The organism is Paenibacillus sp. GXUN7292 (genome assembly GCF_050864975.1).
In the GTDB taxonomy this organism is placed as follows: domain Bacteria; phylum Bacillota; class Bacilli; order Paenibacillales; family Paenibacillaceae; genus Pristimantibacillus.
This window is the reverse complement of the sequence record NZ_JBOZWO010000016.1, coordinates 37,056-57,383: the sequence shown is the minus strand read 5'-3', so window position 1 is coordinate 57,383 and position 20,328 is coordinate 37,056. Positions and strand designations below refer to the sequence as shown.

The 20,328-nt window shown below is 46.2% G+C and carries 17 protein-coding genes; 3 read left to right on the top strand and 14 right to left on the bottom strand.

All coding sequences use genetic code 11. The features are described 5' to 3' along the window. Window positions 1-105: 105 nt before the first annotated feature. Window positions 106-1,170 (bottom strand): GerMN domain-containing protein, encoded by a 1,065-nt coding sequence (locus ACRRU2_RS14625; protein WP_432502675.1) that lies wholly within the window; start codon window positions 1,168-1,170, stop codon window positions 106-108. Between the two features lie 128 nt (window positions 1,171-1,298). Between ACRRU2_RS14625 and ACRRU2_RS14620 the strand changes: the two genes are divergently transcribed. Then, the gene (locus ACRRU2_RS14620) at window positions 1,299-1,838 is read left to right on the top strand and encodes a phosphatidylglycerophosphatase A family protein (protein ID WP_331697082.1); all 540 of its coding nucleotides are present in this window, start codon (window positions 1,299-1,301) and stop codon (window positions 1,836-1,838) included. 419 nt (window positions 1,839-2,257) lie between these two features. Here the strand turns inward: ACRRU2_RS14620 and ACRRU2_RS14615 are convergent, their stop codons facing one another. The 5 genes from ACRRU2_RS14615 to fni form a co-directional block, all read right to left on the bottom strand. Beyond that, window positions 2,258-4,567, bottom strand: coding sequence for an ATP-dependent DNA helicase (locus tag ACRRU2_RS14615; RefSeq protein WP_432502672.1), 2,310 nt, complete (start codon window positions 4,565-4,567; stop codon window positions 2,258-2,260). Window positions 4,568-4,691: 124 nt separating this feature from the next. After that, entirely contained in the window at window positions 4,692-5,774 is a 1,083-nt protein-coding gene (glpX, locus tag ACRRU2_RS14610) for a class II fructose-bisphosphatase (protein ID WP_432502670.1), read from the bottom strand. Between the two features lie 514 nt (window positions 5,775-6,288). Further along, window positions 6,289-7,284 (bottom strand): MBL fold metallo-hydrolase, encoded by a 996-nt coding sequence (locus tag ACRRU2_RS14605; protein WP_432502668.1) that lies wholly within the window; start codon window positions 7,282-7,284, stop codon window positions 6,289-6,291. Further along, the gene (locus ACRRU2_RS14600) at window positions 7,278-8,024 is read right to left on the bottom strand and encodes a class I SAM-dependent methyltransferase (RefSeq protein WP_432502666.1); all 747 of its coding nucleotides are present in this window, start codon (window positions 8,022-8,024) and stop codon (window positions 7,278-7,280) included. The genes ACRRU2_RS14605 and ACRRU2_RS14600 overlap by 7 nt, the downstream gene beginning before the upstream one ends. A 43-nt stretch (window positions 8,025-8,067) precedes the next feature. Continuing rightward, complete coding sequence (fni, locus tag ACRRU2_RS14595; protein ID WP_432502738.1) at window positions 8,068-9,111, bottom strand: type 2 isopentenyl-diphosphate Delta-isomerase; 1,044 nt, start codon at window positions 9,109-9,111, stop codon at window positions 8,068-8,070. 324 nt (window positions 9,112-9,435) lie between these two features. On the opposite strand from fni, the gene nagB reads away from it, so the two are divergent. Further along, a complete protein-coding gene (gene nagB, locus ACRRU2_RS14590; protein ID WP_432502664.1) occupies window positions 9,436-10,161 on the top strand; it encodes a glucosamine-6-phosphate deaminase in 726 nt (241 codons plus the stop codon). Beyond that, complete coding sequence (nagA, locus tag ACRRU2_RS14585) at window positions 10,161-11,345, top strand: N-acetylglucosamine-6-phosphate deacetylase (protein ID WP_331697088.1); 1,185 nt, start codon at window positions 10,161-10,163, stop codon at window positions 11,343-11,345. Before nagB ends, nagA begins: the two co-directional genes overlap by 1 nt. A 76-nt stretch (window positions 11,346-11,421) precedes the next feature. Here the strand turns inward: nagA and ACRRU2_RS14580 are convergent, their stop codons facing one another. The 8 genes from ACRRU2_RS14580 to ACRRU2_RS14545 all read right to left on the bottom strand — a co-directional run bounded on the left by ACRRU2_RS14580 (window position 11,422) and on the right by ACRRU2_RS14545 (window position 20,325). Continuing rightward, window positions 11,422-12,204, bottom strand: a complete 783-nt coding sequence (locus ACRRU2_RS14580) for a DeoR/GlpR family DNA-binding transcription regulator (RefSeq protein WP_432502661.1) — start codon at window positions 12,202-12,204, stop codon at window positions 11,422-11,424. Between the two features lie 2 nt (window positions 12,205-12,206). Further along, entirely contained in the window at window positions 12,207-13,163 is a 957-nt protein-coding gene (locus ACRRU2_RS14575) for a sugar kinase (protein ID WP_432502659.1), read from the bottom strand. Between the two features lie 101 nt (window positions 13,164-13,264). Then, complete coding sequence (locus ACRRU2_RS14570; RefSeq protein WP_331697091.1) at window positions 13,265-13,690, bottom strand: hypothetical protein; 426 nt, start codon at window positions 13,688-13,690, stop codon at window positions 13,265-13,267. A 96-nt stretch (window positions 13,691-13,786) separates the two neighbouring features. Then, complete coding sequence (gene recQ, locus ACRRU2_RS14565) at window positions 13,787-15,970, bottom strand: DNA helicase RecQ (protein WP_432502657.1); 2,184 nt, start codon at window positions 15,968-15,970, stop codon at window positions 13,787-13,789. Between the two features lie 96 nt (window positions 15,971-16,066). Then, the gene (gene mdh, locus ACRRU2_RS14560; RefSeq protein WP_432502655.1) at window positions 16,067-17,014 is read right to left on the bottom strand and encodes a malate dehydrogenase; all 948 of its coding nucleotides are present in this window, start codon (window positions 17,012-17,014) and stop codon (window positions 16,067-16,069) included. Between the two features lie 158 nt (window positions 17,015-17,172). Next, the gene (gene icd / locus ACRRU2_RS14555) at window positions 17,173-18,468 is read right to left on the bottom strand and encodes an NADP-dependent isocitrate dehydrogenase (RefSeq protein ID WP_331697094.1); all 1,296 of its coding nucleotides are present in this window, start codon (window positions 18,466-18,468) and stop codon (window positions 17,173-17,175) included. Window positions 18,469-18,591: 123 nt separating this feature from the next. Beyond that, window positions 18,592-19,704 carry a citrate synthase gene (citZ, locus tag ACRRU2_RS14550; RefSeq protein ID WP_432502653.1) on the bottom strand — a complete coding sequence of 371 codons (1,113 nt, stop codon included), beginning with the start codon at window positions 19,702-19,704 and terminating at the stop codon, window positions 18,592-18,594. 228 nt (window positions 19,705-19,932) lie between these two features. Then, window positions 19,933-20,325 (bottom strand): FxsA family protein, encoded by a 393-nt coding sequence (locus ACRRU2_RS14545; protein ID WP_331697096.1) that lies wholly within the window; start codon window positions 20,323-20,325, stop codon window positions 19,933-19,935. Window positions 20,326-20,328: the final 3 nt, after the last annotated feature.

Sequence of the window (20,328 nt, the reverse complement as noted above, 5' to 3'; positions counted from 1 at the left end):
CTTTATTATTTTAACAAAGTAAAATGCGAAATGCACCTTTCTGAAGCAATCGGGCAAAAAAAGAGCCAAAGCTGCGTCAGTTGCGCAGCTTTGGCATTAGAGGGGTTAAGATTTAATCTTGTTTACATGCAACGGCTTGTTGACCGGTTTGCTATAAATCTGGTTGCGGTCATCAACAACGTCTGTTTGCCCGTTCAGCTTGATTTGAACAGCCTGGGCGTCCGTGTTTTCCGTCAATGACAAGACGACCGCCTCAAGCATTTCAGACGGAGCTGGCTTGTCGCTCGCATAAGTGCTGTCCTCCAGGTCGATCGTTACAACACCGTCCTTTTCCTCTATGCTCAATACTTCAACACCCGGCATTATAACCGAAATAAGTTCTTTTTTGTTTAAAGGACCTGCTATCAGCTCTTCCATAGCAGCATGCACGGTAGAATCAGAGCGATTAATCAAGCGGGTTACAGGCACGTAATATTGCTCGTCATAATAAGTCATCGAAGAAAAATATAACGTTACCGGATAAGAATTTGTATAATTAACACCATTTGCAAGCTCCAAATTAATGCCCATTTCTCTTGTTAATACTTGATCCAGCGGCATCCCGCTTGCAGGCATCTCAGCTAATCTTTCGCCCTCATGATAAATTTCTACGCCTTGCACATCCGGTAATGAAGTAAGCGCCCAAGTGATAGATTCTACAATAGCACGCTCATCCTGGCTGTTATAATCAGCAAAGGATTCTGAGAAATCAACCTTTACAATATGCGTTTCCGGATTATGCTCATATTCTAGCACTTGCGTTCCTTGCGGAATCATCGCCCGGAAATCTTCAGGCAATACGTTTGCATATGTGCCGTTATCAACCATCATCTCCAGCACTCTCTGGCCAGCTTCCTCCTCAGAGCCCAGTACTGCAGGCAAGGAAACAGGCGCCAAATAACCGTTGCGATCCTGCAGGTACACCGTTATATTCTCTGCTCCCTCCATATTTTCCACGTCGACAGCTCCAAGCGTTGATTTTGCTCCATCCTCCTGCTGATCCTCGAGTTCCACCTGCGGCGGGTCAATTTCCTTACTCCCCTTGTTCCAAATGCCACACCCAGCTACTAGTACCGGCAACACCAGCACAGCTGTAAGCGCTGTGCGGCGAATCCACTTGTTCTGCATCATAATCGTGTATCCTCCCCAATCAATTTTTGCCTGTCGGCTTTGTACAATTCCTTATTTGTAGTAATATGTATACGAGCCCTTCCCTGTTTTAGACCAATTTGTCCATTAAAAAATGAGGGGGATTTACAATGAGTGAATCTGCAAAGTATATGTTGAATAGCAAAGAGGTTGCTGCAGCTACTTATGAGCTGCTTGAACAAAGAGGAGTAACAAAAACAGCGATTGCTGAGCTTGTCCATTTTCTGCAAAAAGACTATTTCCCTGGACTTACACCAGAAATGTGCACCGTGCATGTGGATGCCGTCCTATCAAAGCGCGAGGTGCAAAATGCTGTTTTGACAGGTATTCAGCTTGATATTTTAGCTGAAGAAGGCAAGCTGATGGCACCGCTACAAGCTATGATTAAAAATGATGAAAGTTTATATGGCTGCGATGAAATATTGGCGTTGTCCATTGTTAATGTTTACGGCAGCATCGGGTTTACTAATTTTGGCTATATCGACAAAGTGAAGCCTGGCATCCTTGTACACTTAAATGCGAAAAACGGCCAGCATGTGCACACTTTCCTTGATGATATCGTAGGCGCTATTGCCGCCTCTGCCGCTAGCCGCATGGCACACCGCAGACAGGCTGAGCTGGAAGGCGTAACAACACCGCCGCTTGACTAATAATTGCTTTCTTCTTTTGGTCAAAAAAAGAATCTATATACATTTCAGGTAGCTAGTTTTTGCTTTTTGGCCCCAACAAGGAACTAAATGCATTTCATGTATCTAGTTTCTCCTTTTTTACCGAATAAACGGTTCTACATGTATTTCATGCATCTAGTTTCATTGAATTACCCGATATAGTGCGAAACGCGCCAAACTAGATGTAGTTTTTCCCCTTAGAATCGCAAAAAAGCCGAATTACTTAAATCTAAGTACATGAAATGCAGTTAGCTTTAGCGCGTGAGTACATGTTCAGTTCTACTACAAATAAAAGATCGCCTCTCCGCCTGCTTATCAGGTCGAGAGAGACGATCTTTTTATTTGTTGGCACAGATCGTTCCACAAATCAGGATTTGCCAACACAAAGCATAGACAGCTGTTCAGCGTCTCCATTCCTCCGGCAATAGCTGCTGGTAGCTTGGAAGCAAATAGCGGTCATCTATTAATAAAAGCATGCCACGGTCAGTCTCAGAGCGGATCAATCTGCCTCCGGCCTGCTGCACCTTATTCATGCCGGGTATAACATAGGAATAGTCATAGCCGTTCTTTCCTTGCCTATTGAAATAATCACGCAATAAATTGCGTTCTGTACCTAACTGAGGCAGCCCTACTCCTATGACAGCTACACCGGATAGACGATCTCCGATTAAGTCAATGCCTTCGGAGAATATGCCTCCCATAACGGCAAAGCCAATTAGAGGGCGCGTATTGCCTGCTTGAAAGGAAGCAAGAAAATGCTCCCGCTCCTCCTCAGACATGCTTGCGGTTTGCAGCATTATGACTTCGTCACTATGCTCTGCATTTGTCAGTTCCATATATGCCTCATGGACAGCATTCATATAAGCATATGAAGGGAAAAAGGCAAGAAAGTTGCCCAGCCTCGCTGCCAGCGTTCGTTTAAGCAACCTAGCAATCGGCTCATAAGAAGCTTCCCTATCATGATAGCGCGTCGATAAAGGAACGATCTCTACCTCCAGCTGCTCTTTGGAAAAAGGCGACGGCAGCGACAACGTATAATCCTTCTCCTCAGCTCCGAGCATGTCCATGTAATAGGACAACGGCGAAAGCGTAGCAGAGAAATAGATATGGGAACGATAGCCTTTACCCATTTGGCGCAGCATTGCTGAAGGGTCCATGCAAAACAGCTTTAAGGTTACTTCATTTCTGCCTAGCTCTGAATAAGCCACATAACGCTCATCAAACAGCTTTGCCGTTCGGACAAACTGCTGCGCGGCAAAATATGCATCCAGCAGCTGACTGCCTCCCTGTTCTGCTTCATTTCTATTGGATCCAATCCCGCTGGACAGGGCTGCTTCCGCAGCATGCACGAAAGCCTCTGCCAGTTCCACCAGCTCACTCGGCAGCTGCGATGAAATCGTTATGGAATTCTCGCTTTCCTTGCGCAGCGCAATAAAAAACTGATTAACGGCTTTTGCAGCTGCATAGCCTTCCGCATGCACGCCCTTCAGTTCGCGCTGCAATGCCAGAAATGGCGCCTTCCTCAGCTCCGCAGAATACATTTCACGAGCACGGTCTACAAGATTATGCGCTTCGTCTATAAGCAGCGCTGTCTTTTTTTTCATTTCTGCATACTGCCGCTTTAATGAAATACGCGGGTCGAATATATAATTATAGTCGCAAATAACCGCATCCGCTGCATAAGCAATATCCAATGAATACTCAAAGGGGCACACCTGATGTTTATAAGCATACTGCTCAATAATAGGACGGGTCATAATCGTTTCATTCGTCAATATGTCAAGTACGGCTCCATTGATGCGATCGTAGTAGCCGTTCGCGAAAGGACAATGCTCCTTCTCACAGCGTACCTCGTCCTGGAAGCATATTTTTTCCTTGGCGGTTAAAGTAACCGCGTGCAAATAAAGACCTCCCGCTTTCAATTGCAATAGCGCAGACTCAGCTGCCACTCTCGTTGTAGTGCGTGCCGTCAAATAAAAAATACGCTCCAGCAGCCCGCTGCTGATCGCTTTTATCGCAGGGAACAAGGTTGAGATCGTCTTGCCTGTGCCAGTCGGCGCTCTTGCAAGCAAACGCACGCCTTCTTCGATCGTTCTATATACTGCACCCGCCAGCTTTCGCTGTCCTGACCGGTAAGAATCAAACGGGAAAGTTAATGCTGCAGCACTTGAATTTCTTTTCTCATTATGTGATCGCTGCAGCTTGGCGAAGGGCATATAGCTTTGGATGAGATCCAGAAAAAATGCTTTCAGCTCTTCATATGACATTTCGCGTACAAATCTGCGCTCCAGCTTGCTTTCCTTCTGGACGTAGGTAAGCTGAACGAGCATAGAGGCCGCATCTTGCTCCTTGGCAAACATATAGGCATAGCAAATCGCTTGCGCCCAATGAACAGGATATGTATTTTCTTCAATAAGCTCCAAATTCCCATTTGTCGACTTAATCTCATCAATTGTAGCCGGTTCTGTAGCAAGCAAGCCGTCGCAGCGCCCATCGATAATAAACAACAGCTCATCTTCAATCTCCACAGTCGTCTTCAAATAGCGCTCTTTCTCATCCTGCGCCTTATAGGATCCTTGGACACGCTGATGTGCGATTGTTCCCTCCTGCAGCGCATTCAGCGCATTAGAGCGGATATCGATACTGCCGCTGCGATAAACATGCTCCGCCAATTGTCTTACCGATAGTGAAATAGTATATAGTTCAGTCATAATAGCTCCTTATTATGATCTCACATGAATAGAACATTTGTTCCTCTAGTGTATCATAATCTAAAAGCTTATGCATATTTCTTAAGTGTTTTCTTTACTTGATTCTTTGCTGCGATCACTGCTGCTATCCTTGTTGAATTACAGCATCTTCGGCATCTTTGGCATCTATTGCATCTATTGCATCTATTGCATCTATTGCATTTCTATTATGTTTAGTTTCTCTGTCATCTTTAATTTCCTGGTTTTGCAGCAACAACGATTTATTGGGCAAATAGTGAATGGAGCGTATGAACCGAATCGTTCTAGTTTTCGCTCTCATCACAATAGAATGGGTCTCTGCCCGCTCGTCGGAAAAGTATTGGACTCCTCCCAAAAACTCACCTGGCGTAACTCCGGTCGCTGCAAAAATAACATCCTCCGTGCCGATCATATCATCCATAGTAAGCACACGGTAAGGCTCTTCAATCCCCATCTTCAAGCAGCGTTCATATTCCGACCCATCCGCAGGCATCAGTCTTGCTTGCAGCTCGCCCCCCAGACATTTGAGCGCAGCTGCTGCCAGCACGCCTTCCGGAGCGCCGCCGGAGCCAACATATAAATCAATGCCTGCTTCCGGAAATGCCGGAGCCATAGCCCCCGCCACATCTCCATCCGTTAAAAACTTGATTCGCACGCCAATTTTACGCAGCTGCTTAATAAGAGTCTCGTGCCTTGGTCGGTCCAAAATCATAACAGTTAAATCCGACACCTTTTTATGCAATGTCTCAGCAGCCTTTTGCAATGTTTTCTCAATAGGGTCTGCAATACTTAACTTGCCTACTAGGGCAGGACCGCAGGCCAGCTTCTCCATATACATATCAGGAGCATGCAGCAGCTGGCCTCTGCCGGCAACAGCAATAACCGACATTGCATTGTTGAGCCCCTTGGCCACAATCTCTGTCCCTTCCAAAGGATCGACAGCTACATCTACCTCCGGTCCTATCATATTGCCTACTTGCTCGCCAATATAAAGCATTGGCGCCTCATCCATTTCCCCTTCCCCAATCACTACAGTGCCCTGAATTGAGACAGAATCAAACATCGAACGCATAGCCGAGGTAGCTGCTCCATCCGCACTATTTTTATCGCCTCTTCCCATCCACGGCGCCGATGCTAGCGCAGCAAGCTCAGTAACCCTTACAATTTCCAATGCCAGCTCTCTCTCCATGACCAACACTCCTGTTCTTTTTGTCCACATATTTAAACAAAATTAAACAAAATGATAATTCGATACACTTTTTCTTTGATTAAATGCTATATATGAAGCAAACTTGTTATTTAATATGTAACATATATTTATATATGACGCAATATATATTTGTATATTTCTATTATTATGTGTAAAAATAGTGCATTCGCCTCTTCTGATAACAGATGCCAACAGTTTATCCCATCCTTCTGTCTCCCCGTGGACACTCGTTCCGTTAATCGTCCAAAAAACGATGTTTTTTACTTTTCACGGACAGAGGTTCCTTTAAGGGGGCATTTTCAACACATATACCCGACTTTTTTGTCCTTTAACGGAACGTCTGTCACTTTGCTTCCTCAGAACAGCGATTATGGGGGTAATAACGGAACGTCCGACCAACTAGTGAGGCTGTCGGGAGCTGATGTTCATTACATTAAAAAAAGCCCGGCTATTTAGATTTAGCCGGGCTTACAAAGCACTTGCAGAGCACATTTTATTTGACAGATGTATAATAAATAATTTGCTCATCGCTTAGCTCGCTTACGATTTCCTTCCTGATCTCCAGGTAGACCAGGTGCGCGAGCGTTTCCGCCATGGCAAAACGCAAGTTATGAGCATTTTGCCGCAGATGGCTGCCAAAGGACAGCTCGCAGCACTCAAACGCAGTATAGCTGCCTGCCTGCAGCTGCTCAAGCATTTTATCCAATCTTCTGGCATGATGCTGCTGCAGTTGTTCAATGCGTTCAGCAAAGTTTACAATAGGATCTCTATGTCCGGGCAATGCCAGACGAACCTTATACTGCTTCAACTGCTCGAGACTCGTTAAAAAGCAATGCAGAGGGTCCTGCTCCTCGCCTGGCACAATACTTATGTTGGGCGTGATCCGGTCCAACACTTGATCGCCGCAGAACATGATTTGCTCTTTCTCATTAAATAAGCACAATTGACCAAAAGCATGGCCGGGCGCATCAATCAGCAGCCACTGCCGATCTCCAAACGTAATGGTATCGCCAGCTTGAATATAAGTAACTTCCGGATGAGGAAGCACTCTCGAGCGGAACTCGCCAAGATTCTCGTCAATCGCCTGCAACAAATGCTGCGGCATGCCATGCTTGGCAAACAGCGCTAGCAGTGCGTCGTTATAATCGCTTTCCGCTTCAGTCCCCCATAGTCTGCGGGCATATTGATGCGCACGGCTGGACATAAATACGGGCGCTGCTGATCGTTCCTGCATAAATCCAGCTAAACCATAATGATCGGGATGCTGATGAGTAACGATAATCATCTTTATTTCATGCCATTCTATGTTCAGATATTCAAGCACTTTCTCCCACAGTCCAATTGCTTCATCTGTCCGCAGACCGGGGTCTATGATCGTATAGCCGCTGCTGTCAGGAATGATATAACTGTTCACCCACTTCAAAGAAAACGGCAGCGGCACTTTAACAAGCTTCCAATTATGATGTAATTCCGTAACAGCGCTCAGCATGACTTGCCCACCATAATCATCCTTTTGGAGGAGCCCGCTTTGTAGGCCGAGCCGTCATAATCGCCGTACAGCTGTTCCAGTCTTAAATCCAAATGCTTGAACTGCTGCTCGAACCAGTCCAGCGAATAGAGTCGAACCCGCTCCAAATACTGACGCGCCTTATCGCGTTTGCCCGGCTCATAAACGGTTATTTCCTTTTGAACCCAGCCGTCTCGAATCGAACGGACTTCTTCTATATGTACCCCATGCTCCGGCTCAAATCGCTCCGAATAAGGAATCAAATGCTGTACAATATAATCAGGATTTAAAAAATCGATAAGAAAGAGACCGTTTGGCTTTAGTACACGGCGAATTTGCCGCATAACAGCAATATTATCACTTTCAGCTGAAAAATAACCGAAGGAAGTAAATAAGTTCAACGTCGCATCAAAGCTCCCATCCTCAAAAGGTAAGCTTCGCATATCGCCATGCATCCATTCGATTTCTTTCTCATCATCGTTTTCTTTTGCTTCCGCCAATAAAGTATCAGATAAATCTACCCCCGTTACTTGATAGCCGCAAGCCGCCAATGCTACTGCATGCCGGCCCATCCCGCAGCCAATATCAAGCACTTTGGCATGATTGGGAAGATCAAGCCAAGCAGCCATCTTGGCCACCTCGCGATCTGCTTGCTCCCAATCTCTATGCTTATATACAATCATATAATCTTTGCCAAAGCTTTGTTCATACCATGGTTTCATTGCCTAAGCCCGCTCCTTGTCCTAAATCGTCCTTCATATCTTTCTATATATAACGTTGCAGCCTGCTCGTCAGCTGAAGCTCTTCTATTGTCCCTGCTCCTATTCCAAACATCGCTGCATGCAGTTCAAATTCGATACGCTCAAATTGCGCAATTAATTGCTGGACAGACCATTGCGAATCTCCCTGTGCAGCCTGCGGCAGAAGCGCTCTGCCAAAGCCGGCCAAATTAGCTCCCAGCGCAATCGCCTTGGCAGCGTCAACGCCTGTATGAAGCCCGCCGCTTGCTATAATTGTCGCCTCCGGCACTGCTTGCCTTACTTCAGCAATGCATGCTGTTGTTGGAATGCCCCAATCAGCGAAGGCTTCTGCTGCCAGCCTGCGCATCGGGTCGTTCGTGCGATATTTTTCTACCTGGCTCCAAGACGTTCCGCCTGCGCCGGCAACATCGATAAAGGAAACGCCAGCTTCATATAGTTTACTCGCAGCAGCTCCATCTATTCCCCAGCCTACTTCCTTTACCCCTACCGGAATGTCCAGCGCAGCGCAAAGCTTTTCAATTTTAACTAACAGGCTGCTAAAATCCGTATCGCCTTCCGGCTGAAAAACCTCCTGCATGCTGTTTAGATGCAGAACAAGCGCATCAGCTTGCGATATATCCACAGCTTTGCGGCATGTATCCGTCTGAAAACCGTAATTCAACTGAACGGCTCCGACATTGGCAATAATCGGTACGGAAGGCGCCTCCTTGCGAATATAGAACGATGCGGCCAGCGCTTCATCCTCCAGGGCAGCGCGCATCGAGCCCAGCCCGATTGCCCAGCCTCTCTCCTCGGCCGCAATGGCCAGCCTGCGATTAATGGCTCCCGCTTCATCCGTGCCGCCGGTCATGGAACTGACCAATAACGGCGCTTTTAATGGATAGCCCAGCCAGCTTGTTTCCAGCGATATTTGATCAAAGGCCAGCTCGGGCAATGCGTTGTGCTTAAATCTATATTGTTCAAAGCCTGTTAAAATCCCGTTGCTGTTAACCTGTTCCTGCAAGCAGATTCGAATATGCTCTGCTTTTCTTTTGGCTGTTATAGCCATCTGCTGCTCGCTCAAGCCGCATCCCTCCGATTCCAGCTGTCCAAATTATACATTTATATGCTCTCATAATTCTCATGATTTCTTATTTAAGCATAGCATATAATTCCCTTTCATGCTTGTTTCAAGCCCTATCATTAGTTTGTAGAAAGAAGTATTTTCAAAGTCTTTGATTTTTACATTCATCAAAATGATTATTTCAATCATTTTATTGTGCATTTTCTCTAATTGGATTAAACTATTCATAGAGGAAGAAAGAATTGTTCACCTTTAGGCAAAAAGCTTCTTCATTTCGAACTAACAACATTTCGCTGGAGGTATTACGACATGGAAATTAGAATTTTCGATTCACAGCTGCAGCTGGATGAATATGCAGCAAATATTTTTATACAATTGCTTGCTCGCAAAAAAGATGCTGTTCTAGGTCTCGCAACGGGATCAACCCCAATCGGACTTTATAATAATCTTGTTGAAAGCTATAAAGAAGGTAAAGTCAGCTTCAAAGATGCCTATACGTTTAATCTTGACGAATATGTTGGCGTTACTCCTGACAATGAGCAGAGCTACTCCTTTTTCATGCATAAGCACTTATTCTCCCATGTAGATTTGCAAGCTGAACATATTCATTTGCTAGATGGAATGGCTCCAAATGCCGAAGAAGAATGCGCAAACTTTGAGAGAAAGCTTGATGAGAAGCCGCTTGATATTCAATTACTGGGACTTGGACATAATGGTCATATCGCCTTTAATGAGCCTGATACCTCTTTATCCAATAAAACGCATGTCGTTAAGCTTGATGACAAAACGCTGCAAGCCAATGCACGCTTCTTCAGTTCAATCGACGAGGTGCCGAAGCACGCAATGACAATGGGAATCGGTTCAATTATGAAAGCTAAGCAAATATTGCTTATCGTCAGAGGAGCAGACAAGGCTGCTATTGTAAAGGAAGCTCTTCAAGGCCCGATCACGACTCAGGTTCCTGCTTCATTGCTGCAATTGCATGCTAATGTTACTGTACTTTTGGATCGAGAAGCTGGAAGGATGTTGGTCTAATGACTACGAATACTACAAGCTGGATTATTAACAACGTACAAATCGTTCAAGAGGAAGCTGTTACGAAAGGCGCTGTCATAGTTGCCGACGGCAAAATTGAGCACATTTTGTCTGAATCGGAATATGCCTCCTTTGCAAATGAGAAGGACCTGCCTGTCCTTGATGGCAACGGCGGCTTGCTTATGCCTGGCTTTATCGACATTCACGTTCATGGCGGCAATGGCGGCGACTTTATGAATGCGAATCGCGAAAGCTTCGACGCTATTACATCCTTCCATGCAGCTCACGGAACAACGGCTATGCTTGCTACGACGATGACCGCTTCCAAGGAAGCGATTGAAGCTGTATTGTCTGCAGTAACTGAATATCGCAGTACAGAGATGCCTTATACTGAACTTATCGGCGTTCATTTGGAAGGGCCTTTTATTAGTGAAAAGTGGCCTGGCGCGCAAAATCCCAGCTTCATTCATCCCCCGTCCGTAGAATGGGTGAAGGAATGGAACAGCAACTGGCCTGATCAAATCAAACAGCTTACGATGGCGCCTGAAAAGCCAGGAGCAATTGAAACGATCAAATGGCTGAGCGAGCAAGGCATAATTGTTGCTTGCGGGCATACTGACGCTGTTTATGCCGAGCTGAAGGCTGCGGCTGATGCTGGTCTTGCTCACGCTGTTCATACGTACAACGCAATGCGTGGACTTCATCACCGTGAGCCGGGCACGCTAGGTGCAGTGCTGACTGATGATCGCATTTATTGTGAAATAATTGCGGACGGCGAGCATGTCCATCCTGCTGCTATCAATTTGATGCTGCGCGCAAAGCCGCTTGATAAAGTTATTATTATAACAGATGCTATTGAAGCAGCAGGTATGCCGGACGGCAATTACCAGCTTGGCGGCCTGGCAGTTACAGTCAGCAATGGCACTGCACGCTTGACGGAAGGCAATGCACTGGCTGGCAGCAGCCTGACTATGAATAGAGCTATTCGCTATTTGGCGAATAATACGAGCCTTCATTTGAATCAAATCAGCCGTATGGCAAGCGGAAATCCGGCGCGCGAGCTGCGCATATTTGATCAAACCGGGTCCATTGAAACGGGCAAACGAGCAGACTTGGTATGGCTGGACAATGAGTATAACGTACAGCAAACCTGGGTGCAGGGCCGCACGATTTTTACCAAGTAAAATTTCAAGGATAAACAAATGAATCAAGAAGGGGTGTCCCAAAAGCCTTAACCAGGCTTTCGGAACACCCCTTCTTTTAATCCGTAGTATATATTCGCACCTTATTAGCGGTCAATGCCGCAGCAAGCTCACCCTTGACTGCTGTATCCGTTAAAACGGCATGCAGCTCAGACAAATGGGCAATCGTAAATAGAGACGTGCGATCAATTTTCGTATGGTCGAACAAAGCAAAGGTTGCTTGTGAGCGTTTCATCAGAGCCTTGGCCGTATGAGCTTCCTGCTCAGAGTAGCTTGAAATGCCGCCCGTTGCAGAAATGCCGTCGACACCTATGAACATTTTGGCAATATGCAGCTGGGCAACCATTCCTTCTCCAAGAGGACCGCACAGCTCATAGCTGTTATGACGCATAATACCGCCTGCCACAACGACTTGAATGCTGCTGCCTGCCAGCTCCATGGCAATGTTGACAGCATTGGTAACGACTGTGATTCCTTTGCGCTGCTTTAAAATTTTGGCCAGCAGAAAGTTGGTCGTTCCACCAGATAAGCCGACTATGTCTCCTTCGTTGATCAGCGAAGAAGCCAGCTGTGCAACTCTTTCCTTCTCAAGAATAGACAGCCGCTCCTTCTCGGAGAAAGGAAGCTCTCTCAGCGTTCCAAGCCCTTCATGAAGCGCTCCGCCCATCGTTCTAATAATAGGCTGACTTTTGCCTAGCTGGTCCAAATCTCTGCGGGCAGTAGCTTCGGAGCATTGAAACAGTTCAACAATTTCTTGAATTGTAATTCGTCCATGCTGCCGCAGATGCTGCATAATTGCCTCACGGCGCCGCTGCCCCTTTGAAGCGGAATGATCTGTCATCGTTAACGTTCCACCCAAGCTTTATCTAATAATAATTGCTCTACAACGGACCATTCCGGCAAAGCTTCCCAATCGCCGCGCATTTGAACGACTAAGGAGCCATTGATGCTTGCTAGTCTAACCGCTTCCACAGCAGACATGCCTTTGGAAATGCCTGCAAGGAAGCCTGCGCAAAATCCGTCACCTGCGCCTACAGTATCGATTACCTGATCAGCCTTATAAAATGGAACAGCCTGTTCGGAATGCTTGTCCAGCACGATTGTCGCGTCATCTTTGCCTTTAATAATAGAAACGGCCTTAAGCTTTCTAAGCTGCTCCTTGACGGCCTCGTAATCTTCCGTATTGTACAGCAGCTTCAGCTCATCCCAGCCCGGCAGGAAATAATCCGCCTCTGCAGCTAGCGGGAGCAATGCATCGCGTGCAGCTTCAATGGACCACAGCTTAAGGCGCAAATTAGGATCGAAGCTGATTTTGACGCCAGCTTCCTTCGCAATTTTTATCGCTCTTGTGACGGTTTGGCGGCAATTCTCGCTCAGTGCTGCCGTGATGCCAGTAATATGCAGCAGCTTCGCGCCTTTAATATACTCCTCATCCAAATCCTCTGGCTGCATACGGCTTGCAGCGGAATGCTTGCGGAAGTAATGAACCGCCATTCTGCCAGCTATATGCTCTCGGAACATCATGCCAGTTGAAGCTTCACTGCTGCGAATTACGCGCGAGGTGTCAACCCCTTCGCCGCGCAAGGTTTTTACAATGATAGTACCGAATGGGTCATTGCCGAGAGCTCCGAACCAGCCGACTGAAACGCCCAGTCTGGCAAGTCCGATAGCGACATTGCTCTCCGCTCCCCCGAAGCCTTGCTCAAGAGTAGTAGAGCGTTCAATGGCTTTGTGCGATTCCGGCATAAACAGCGCCATAGTTTCTCCAAATGTTACAATATCCGGTGATGATTGTTGCACGATCTGATCCCCCTAATCCTCTGCTACGCCTTTGCTAAAGCTAGCTGATATCTTATCCAGCAGCTTCTCCCATAACTGTCTGGACTGGACTTTCTTATGTCTTATCTATACATTGGATATTTCATAAATACTAGAATTAAAATAAATAAAACCCAAACGATATAGCTCATAGTACGAGCCTTGTTAATATTAGCTGTTGCGCTTTGGCCGCTCTCGATAGCAGCTTTAATGCCTTTAAGCGGTTTGGCCATAATTCCGCCAACTGCTGCAATGGCAAGGAACAATACAACAATCAGTACCATCCACAAAACAGAATACTCTGCCTTGGAAATCAAGTACCCGCCTGTAAGCAGTTGCAAAACAAGAAAATATTGAGCAAAACGGTTAGCTGTAATCATGCCGTCAGCAAGCCCGCCTTGTCCGCCGCCTGCAAGCTTGGTAGCTCTGCCGATCAAAAACGGCATAACTAAATAGAAGCCCATTCCTACTGCTCCTAAAACGTGTAAAAATAGCATTGCATTTCCCATTTTTATTCCTCCTATGTTCTAATCACATCTACTTGTAGTTTATCAGAATCATATTTTTTTTCAAATAAAGCGTTACAATAAGCTGTTGCCCTGCCATTATTGCTCTTCTCTTGCCTTTTGCAAGGCTGCCTTAATATGAAAATAGGTAATATCCTCTGGCAGATTTTCTTTCAGCTGTTTCAGCTTGTCTGTTTGCAGATCATGTACAGCCTTTATAATTAGAATCTCCTGTTCAGTTGTCAAAAGCCTGCCCCATTCGAGCTTGCAGCCTTCTTCTGAACAGCGCAGCAAATGATTTTCCACTGTGGCCAAAGACAAGCCTCTGGCTTCTGCAATTTGAGACAGTTCTGTTCCGTTATTAAACATTTGCAAAGATAATACATGACTTTGGCTAGTTGCATTGTCTGGGTCGCTCATACTTTCTTTTGCCTGTCCAGCCATAGCCGGAGTGACTCCAATTCGCTGAGCACCCGAAATAGGCAAAGACTGGGTTCTGCTGCCTTCTGCGGAGCCAAGCTGTGCTATTAGCGGCAGCAAGGAAGGACCATATTTAAACGCCTTTGCTTCTCCAATCCCTTTGATGCCGAGCAGATCTTCCAACGAACCGGGAAGCGCTGCGGCAATTTCCCTGAGCGTAGCATCTGAAAAAATAATAAACGGCGGAACCTGCTCCTCCGCTGCCCGATCTTTACGCCAGCTTCTAAGCGCTTCAAACGCAGGCGTTGCTGCAGCCGTGCTGACAGCATGCTTTATAACTGCGGAGGTGCGCTGATGGACGGACTTTCGGCCCTCCAACACCGGCAACGCAGCGGCTGTAAGCGCTACGGTCGGATATTGACCCTCGCTAAGGCGCAAATAGCCTTCTGCAATTAGCCAATAGATCCAATTTGTAATTTCCTTTTCGGATACATGCCGCATCAGCCCATAAGTGCTTAGCTCGTCCAGTCTTAGCTGCAGCAGCTTTTTATCGCGTGATCCTTTAAGAACTTTGGCTACCATCGTCACTCCGAAACGGCCGCGCATTCTGCCTACGCAGGAAAGAGCCATTCTGGCCTCCTCCGTCCGATTGGCAGATTCACTTTCGTCCAGGCAGTTGCTGCATTTGCCGCAAGGCTCAACCGCAGATTCGCCGAAGTAATCAGCTATAAACTGCTGCAGGCATCTTTCTGTCCGGCAGTAATTAATCATTGTATTCAGCTTCGCCTGCTGCATCGCCTTATGCTCAGTTTCTCCGGTGCCTTGCTCGATAAGGAAGCGCTGTATGCGAATATCAGAAGCGCTGAACAGCAGCACGCAATCACTTTCCTCTCCGTCACGCCCTGCCCGGCCTGCTTCCTGGTAATACGATTCCACATCGCCTGGCATTTGCCAGTGGATGACGTATCGCACATCAGGCTTGTCTATACCCATGCCAAAAGCATTTGTTGCAACCATTACAGCTACTTGGCCAAACCGAAATTGCTCCTGCGACGTCTCGCGGTCACGATCACTCATGCCGCCATGATATTTGCTGGCTTCAATCCCCCAACTGATCAGCCTATCATAAACAGCCTCAGTCTCTTTGCGGGTAGCCGTATAAATTATACCGCTGCTATTCTTTCGCTCCATCACAAAGCTGCGCAAATAGCGTTCCTTATCATCAGCATTTGCAATTGACAGGCTCAGGTTTGGACGAGCGAAGCCAGTAACATAAATTTTCGGCTCTGTCAGGCGAAGCATACTGCTTATATCCCGCGCTACCTCAGGAGTCGCCGTAGCTGTAAACGCCGCGATGCCTGGCCGCTGCTGCAATTGTCCTATGCGAGCAGCCAATTGGCGATAGCTTGGGCGAAAATCATGGCCCCACTGCGATACGCAATGGGCTTCGTCTATAGCAATAAGCGGTATATGCAATTGATCGAGCAGCTGTTGAAATAATGGGGCATCCAAACGCTCGGGTGCTATATAAAGCAGCTTGTATTCCCCTTGAATGGCATGTTCAATTACTGAACGATATTCCGCGGCTGTCAGAGAGCTGTTCAAATAAGCGCAGCTGACCCCTACTCGCCTTAGACTGTCTACCTGGTCCTTCATCAGCGATATTAGCGGCGAAATAACCAGCGTCGTTCCAGGCAGCAGCACCGAAGGTATTTGATAGCAAATAGACTTTCCTGCTCCGGTCGGCAGTATCGCAAGCACATCTTCATACTGCAAAACACTTTCAATAATTTGTTCTTGGCCCTTACGAAAAGAATCATAGCCATATATTTGTTTGAGCGCAGTTCTAGCCTGTTCAAGCATTAGACACCCTCCTTTGCATGAACTTCGGTCGGCTTCCAAAAAGAAAGGACCCTGTCTACTTACAGTCAGGGTCCTTAAGCCTTGTTAATTACAAAATTATTGGCCTGCTATAACAATATCGATAACATTGCGAACGGATTGAGCAGATTTATCTAATGCTGCCTTCTCCTCAGCAGTCAAATCAAGCTCCAATACTTTCTCAATACCGTCGCCGCCGATAATCGTCGGTACTCCCATGAACAAGTTGTCATAGCCATATTCGCCTTCAAGGTAAGCGATCACTGGAATAATGCGCTTCTTGTCTTTAAGAATAGCTTCTGTCATTTGAACGAGAGAAGCAGCCGGAGCATAATATGCGCTTCCGTTGCCAAGAAGATTTACGATTTCGCCTCCGCCTACACGAGCGCGCTGTACAATCGCTTCAATCCGGTCAGCTGGAATTAGCTTCTCGATTGGAATGCCCCCCGCATTGGAGTAACGAACAAGTGGCACCATATCGTCTCCATGGCCGCCAAGCACGAAGCCGCGCACATCTTCCACTGAAATATTCAGCTCTTGTGCTATGAAAGTACAATATCGAGCAGTATCAAGAACGCCTGATTGGCCGATTACGCGGTTTTTAGGAAAACCAAGCGCTTGGAACGCTACATAAGTCATGGCATCAACCGGATTGCTAAGAATGATTACATAAGCGTCGGGGCTTGTTGCCTTTACATTCTCACAAACAGATTTTACAATGCCTGCATTCGTATTCACAAGGTCGTCACGGCTCATGCCCGGCTTACGAGCGATACCAGCAGTAATGATAACGACGTCGGAATCCTTCGTATCCTCATAATTTGCTGTTCCCGTAATATTTGCGTCTACGCCTAAAACAGGAGTCGCTTCCAGCATATCCAGCGCTTTACCCTTTGTAGGATTTTCAAGCGGAGCGATATCTACAAGCACAACATCTCCAAGTTCCTTTTGCGCAAGCATAAGCGCTGTTGTAGCACCTGTAAAGCCTGCGCCGACTACTGTGATTTTTTTACGTTTAATTGCCATCAGTAAGTTCCTCCCGCAATAATGTTGCCTGTGCCATGTCCCGGTTCGCGGATGGTGGACAACGATGCATCAGAAGCTGCCTTTGCTCAAGCAGCTTCTGATGCGAAAGTTTCTATTGCCGCGAATCGATGCCAATCATCAGGCTTACCGGGCTTTTACTACATATTTTTGATGATTTCGTCAGCGAATGCGGAACACTTCACTTCTGTTGCGCCTTCCATCAAGCGAGCGAAGTCATAAGTTACAGTTTTGTTGTTGATCGATGTTTCCATACCTTTGTAGATAAGGTCAGCAGCTTCTTGCCAGCCAAGATGCTCAAGCATCATTACGCCGGACAAAATAACTGAACCTGGGTTAACTACGTCTTTGTCCGCATACTTCGGAGCTGTACCATGAGTCGCTTCAAAGATAGCATGTCCAGTCAAGTAGTTAATATTTGCTCCAGGAGCGATGCCGATACCGCCAACTTGTGCTGCAAGCGCATCGGATAGATAGTCGCCGTTCAGGTTCAATGTTGCAATAACATCGAAGTCCGTTGGACGTGTAAGTACTTGTTGAAGCGCAATGTCAGCAATCGCATCTTTAACGATGATTTTGCCTGCTGCTTCAGCTTCTGCCTGCGCCTTGTTAGCAGCGTCAACGCCTTCAGCTTCTTTAATGCGGTCGTATTGGCCCCATGTAAATGTTTTGTCAGCGAATTCTTGCTCTGCAACTTCATAGCCCCAGTTTTTGAACGCGCCTTCTGTAAATTTCATGATGTTGCCTTTGTGAACCAAAGTAACAGACTTGCGGCCATGCTTGATTGCATATTCAATCGCTGCACGTGCAAGACGTTTTGAACCTTCTGCAGATACTGGCTTAATGCCGATACCAGACGTTTCAGGGAAACGGATTTTGTTAACGCCCATTTCATTTTGCAAGAAAGCAATTACTTTTTTCACTTGCTCAGAGCCTTCTGCATACTCGATACCTGCATAAATATCTTCTGTATTTTCACGGAAAATAACCATGTCAACAAGCTCAGGACGTTTAACAGGTGAAGGTACACCGTCAAAATAACGTACTGGGCGAAGGCAAGTGTATAGGTCAAGCTCTTGACGAAGCGCAACGTTCAAAGAACGGATACCGCCGCCGATTGGCGTAGTAAGAGGACCTTTGATAGCTACGATATATTCACGAATTGCTGTAAGCGTATCTGCTGGCAGCCACTCGCCGAATTCATTGAATGCTTTCTCGCCTGCAAATACTTCGTACCAAGCGATCTTTTTGGAACCACTATAAGCTTTCTCTACAGCTGCATCCAACACACGCTTGGAAGCGCGCCAAATATCGCGGCCTGTTCCGTCGCCTTCGATAAAAGGAATGATAGGATTATTAGGTACTTGCAGTACACCGTTGTCAATAGAGATTTGCTCGCCTTCAGTCGGCAAAGCGTATTTCTCGAACTTAGCCATGAATAAATTCCTCCTAAACATTGTGGTAAAGCTAACATACTATACTAGTATAACATGTTTAACGTTATTGCAGTTAATACTGCTCAAGGATAAAAGCTTCGCCGCCCTTTGGGCAGACGCCGCTTAGCGATCCTCGATTGGAACATACTTCACATTCGAAGGTCCTACATAATCTGCGCGAGGACGAATCAATCGATTATCTTGATATTGCTCAAGAATATGTGCCGTCCAACCGGAAACGCGGCTAATTGCAAAAATTGGCGTAAACAAATCGCGCTGAATACCAAGATTTGTGTACACAGAAGCGGAGTAGAAATCTACGTTTGGCTTCAGTCCTTTTTGGCCTGTTACAAGCTCTTCGATTTTAACAGACATATTGAATAGGTCCATATTGCCCTTCAGCTTGCCAAGCTCCTTGGACATATGCTGCAAATGCTTTGCGCGCGGATCGCCGTTTTTGTAAACGCGATGACCAAAGCCCATAATTTTCACTTTATTAGCAAGGGCATTGTTGATGTAACTCTCAACGTTATCAAAAGAACCGATCTCTTCCAGCATAACCATAACCGCTTCATTCGCACCGCCGTGTAGAGGCCCTTTTAGCGCGCCAATAGCTGAAGTTACTCCTGAATAAATATCAGACAGCGTAGCTACCGTTACGCGAGCAGCAAAGGTGGATGCATTCAGCTCATGATCAGCATGAAGCACTAGCGCTTGATCCAATGCTTTAACCGCTACTTCCGCTGGTTCCTCGCCAGTCAGCATGTAAAGGAAATTATAAGCAATGGATACGCCTTTCTTCGGTGCAACCGGCTCTTTGCCTTCGCGGATACGAGCAAATGCTGCAACAACAGTTGGAAGCTTTGCTTGAAGCTTAATCGCTTTGCGCTGATTAGCCTCTGCAGACATATCGTTCGCTTCCTCATCATAAAGTGCCAGGCTGGAAACAGCTGAACGAAGAGCGGCCATAGAATTTGTTCCATTTGGATATAATTTAATTTGATCAATTACTTGTTGCGGGATTACTGCATACTCATCCAACTGCTGCTGCAGCTGATTAAGCTCGGCACGATTCGGCAATTTGCCATACCAAAGCAAATACGCCACTTCTTCAAAGGAAGCGTTTTCTGCTAGATCATCGATATTGATTCCGCGATAGGTGAGCACTCCGTCTATAATAGAGCTGATGGATGATGCTGCCGCGACAATTCCTTCAAGACCTTTTGTTGCTGTCATCGTACTCTCTCCTTTATACTCATTGTAATTAATACATTATGGTGAATGTGCTTGTTCTCAACTCTTTAATAATAAATGATTTTGACAATGAAGTGAACAATATCACTATAAAAATGCTTTATCAGCATCATTACTTATTTGAATCGCTTTTGTCAGCTGCGCTCATTATCCCCAGGTTTGCTCTCATTATCCATTGAAAAACTGTCCAAGCACGTTCTTCCAATCCTTTTAACGTCTCATCATCATAAATTTGCCGCTGCGCATCCATTTCTCAATCCATACAAGCATGAAGCGTTTAAATATCGGACGTGTAATCGGCATAAGCAGCAATATTGCAATGATATCAGACACAAAGCCCGGAATAATCAGCAATACAGATCCAACTATTATGCATATGCTGTTCAGCATCGCATATCCCGGCGGACTCCCATTTGCAAACTGCTGCATCATGGCTTGCCATGATCTGGCGCCAAATACGCGAATGCTGTAAATGCCGATAACAGCTATCGCAAGCAGAAGCCAAAGTGTAAGCCATCCGCCTATCCAATTGCTCATTTGAGCAATACTCCATACTTCGGTAACTGGAAGTATAATGATGAGCAGCAACCACCATTTTTTCATAAT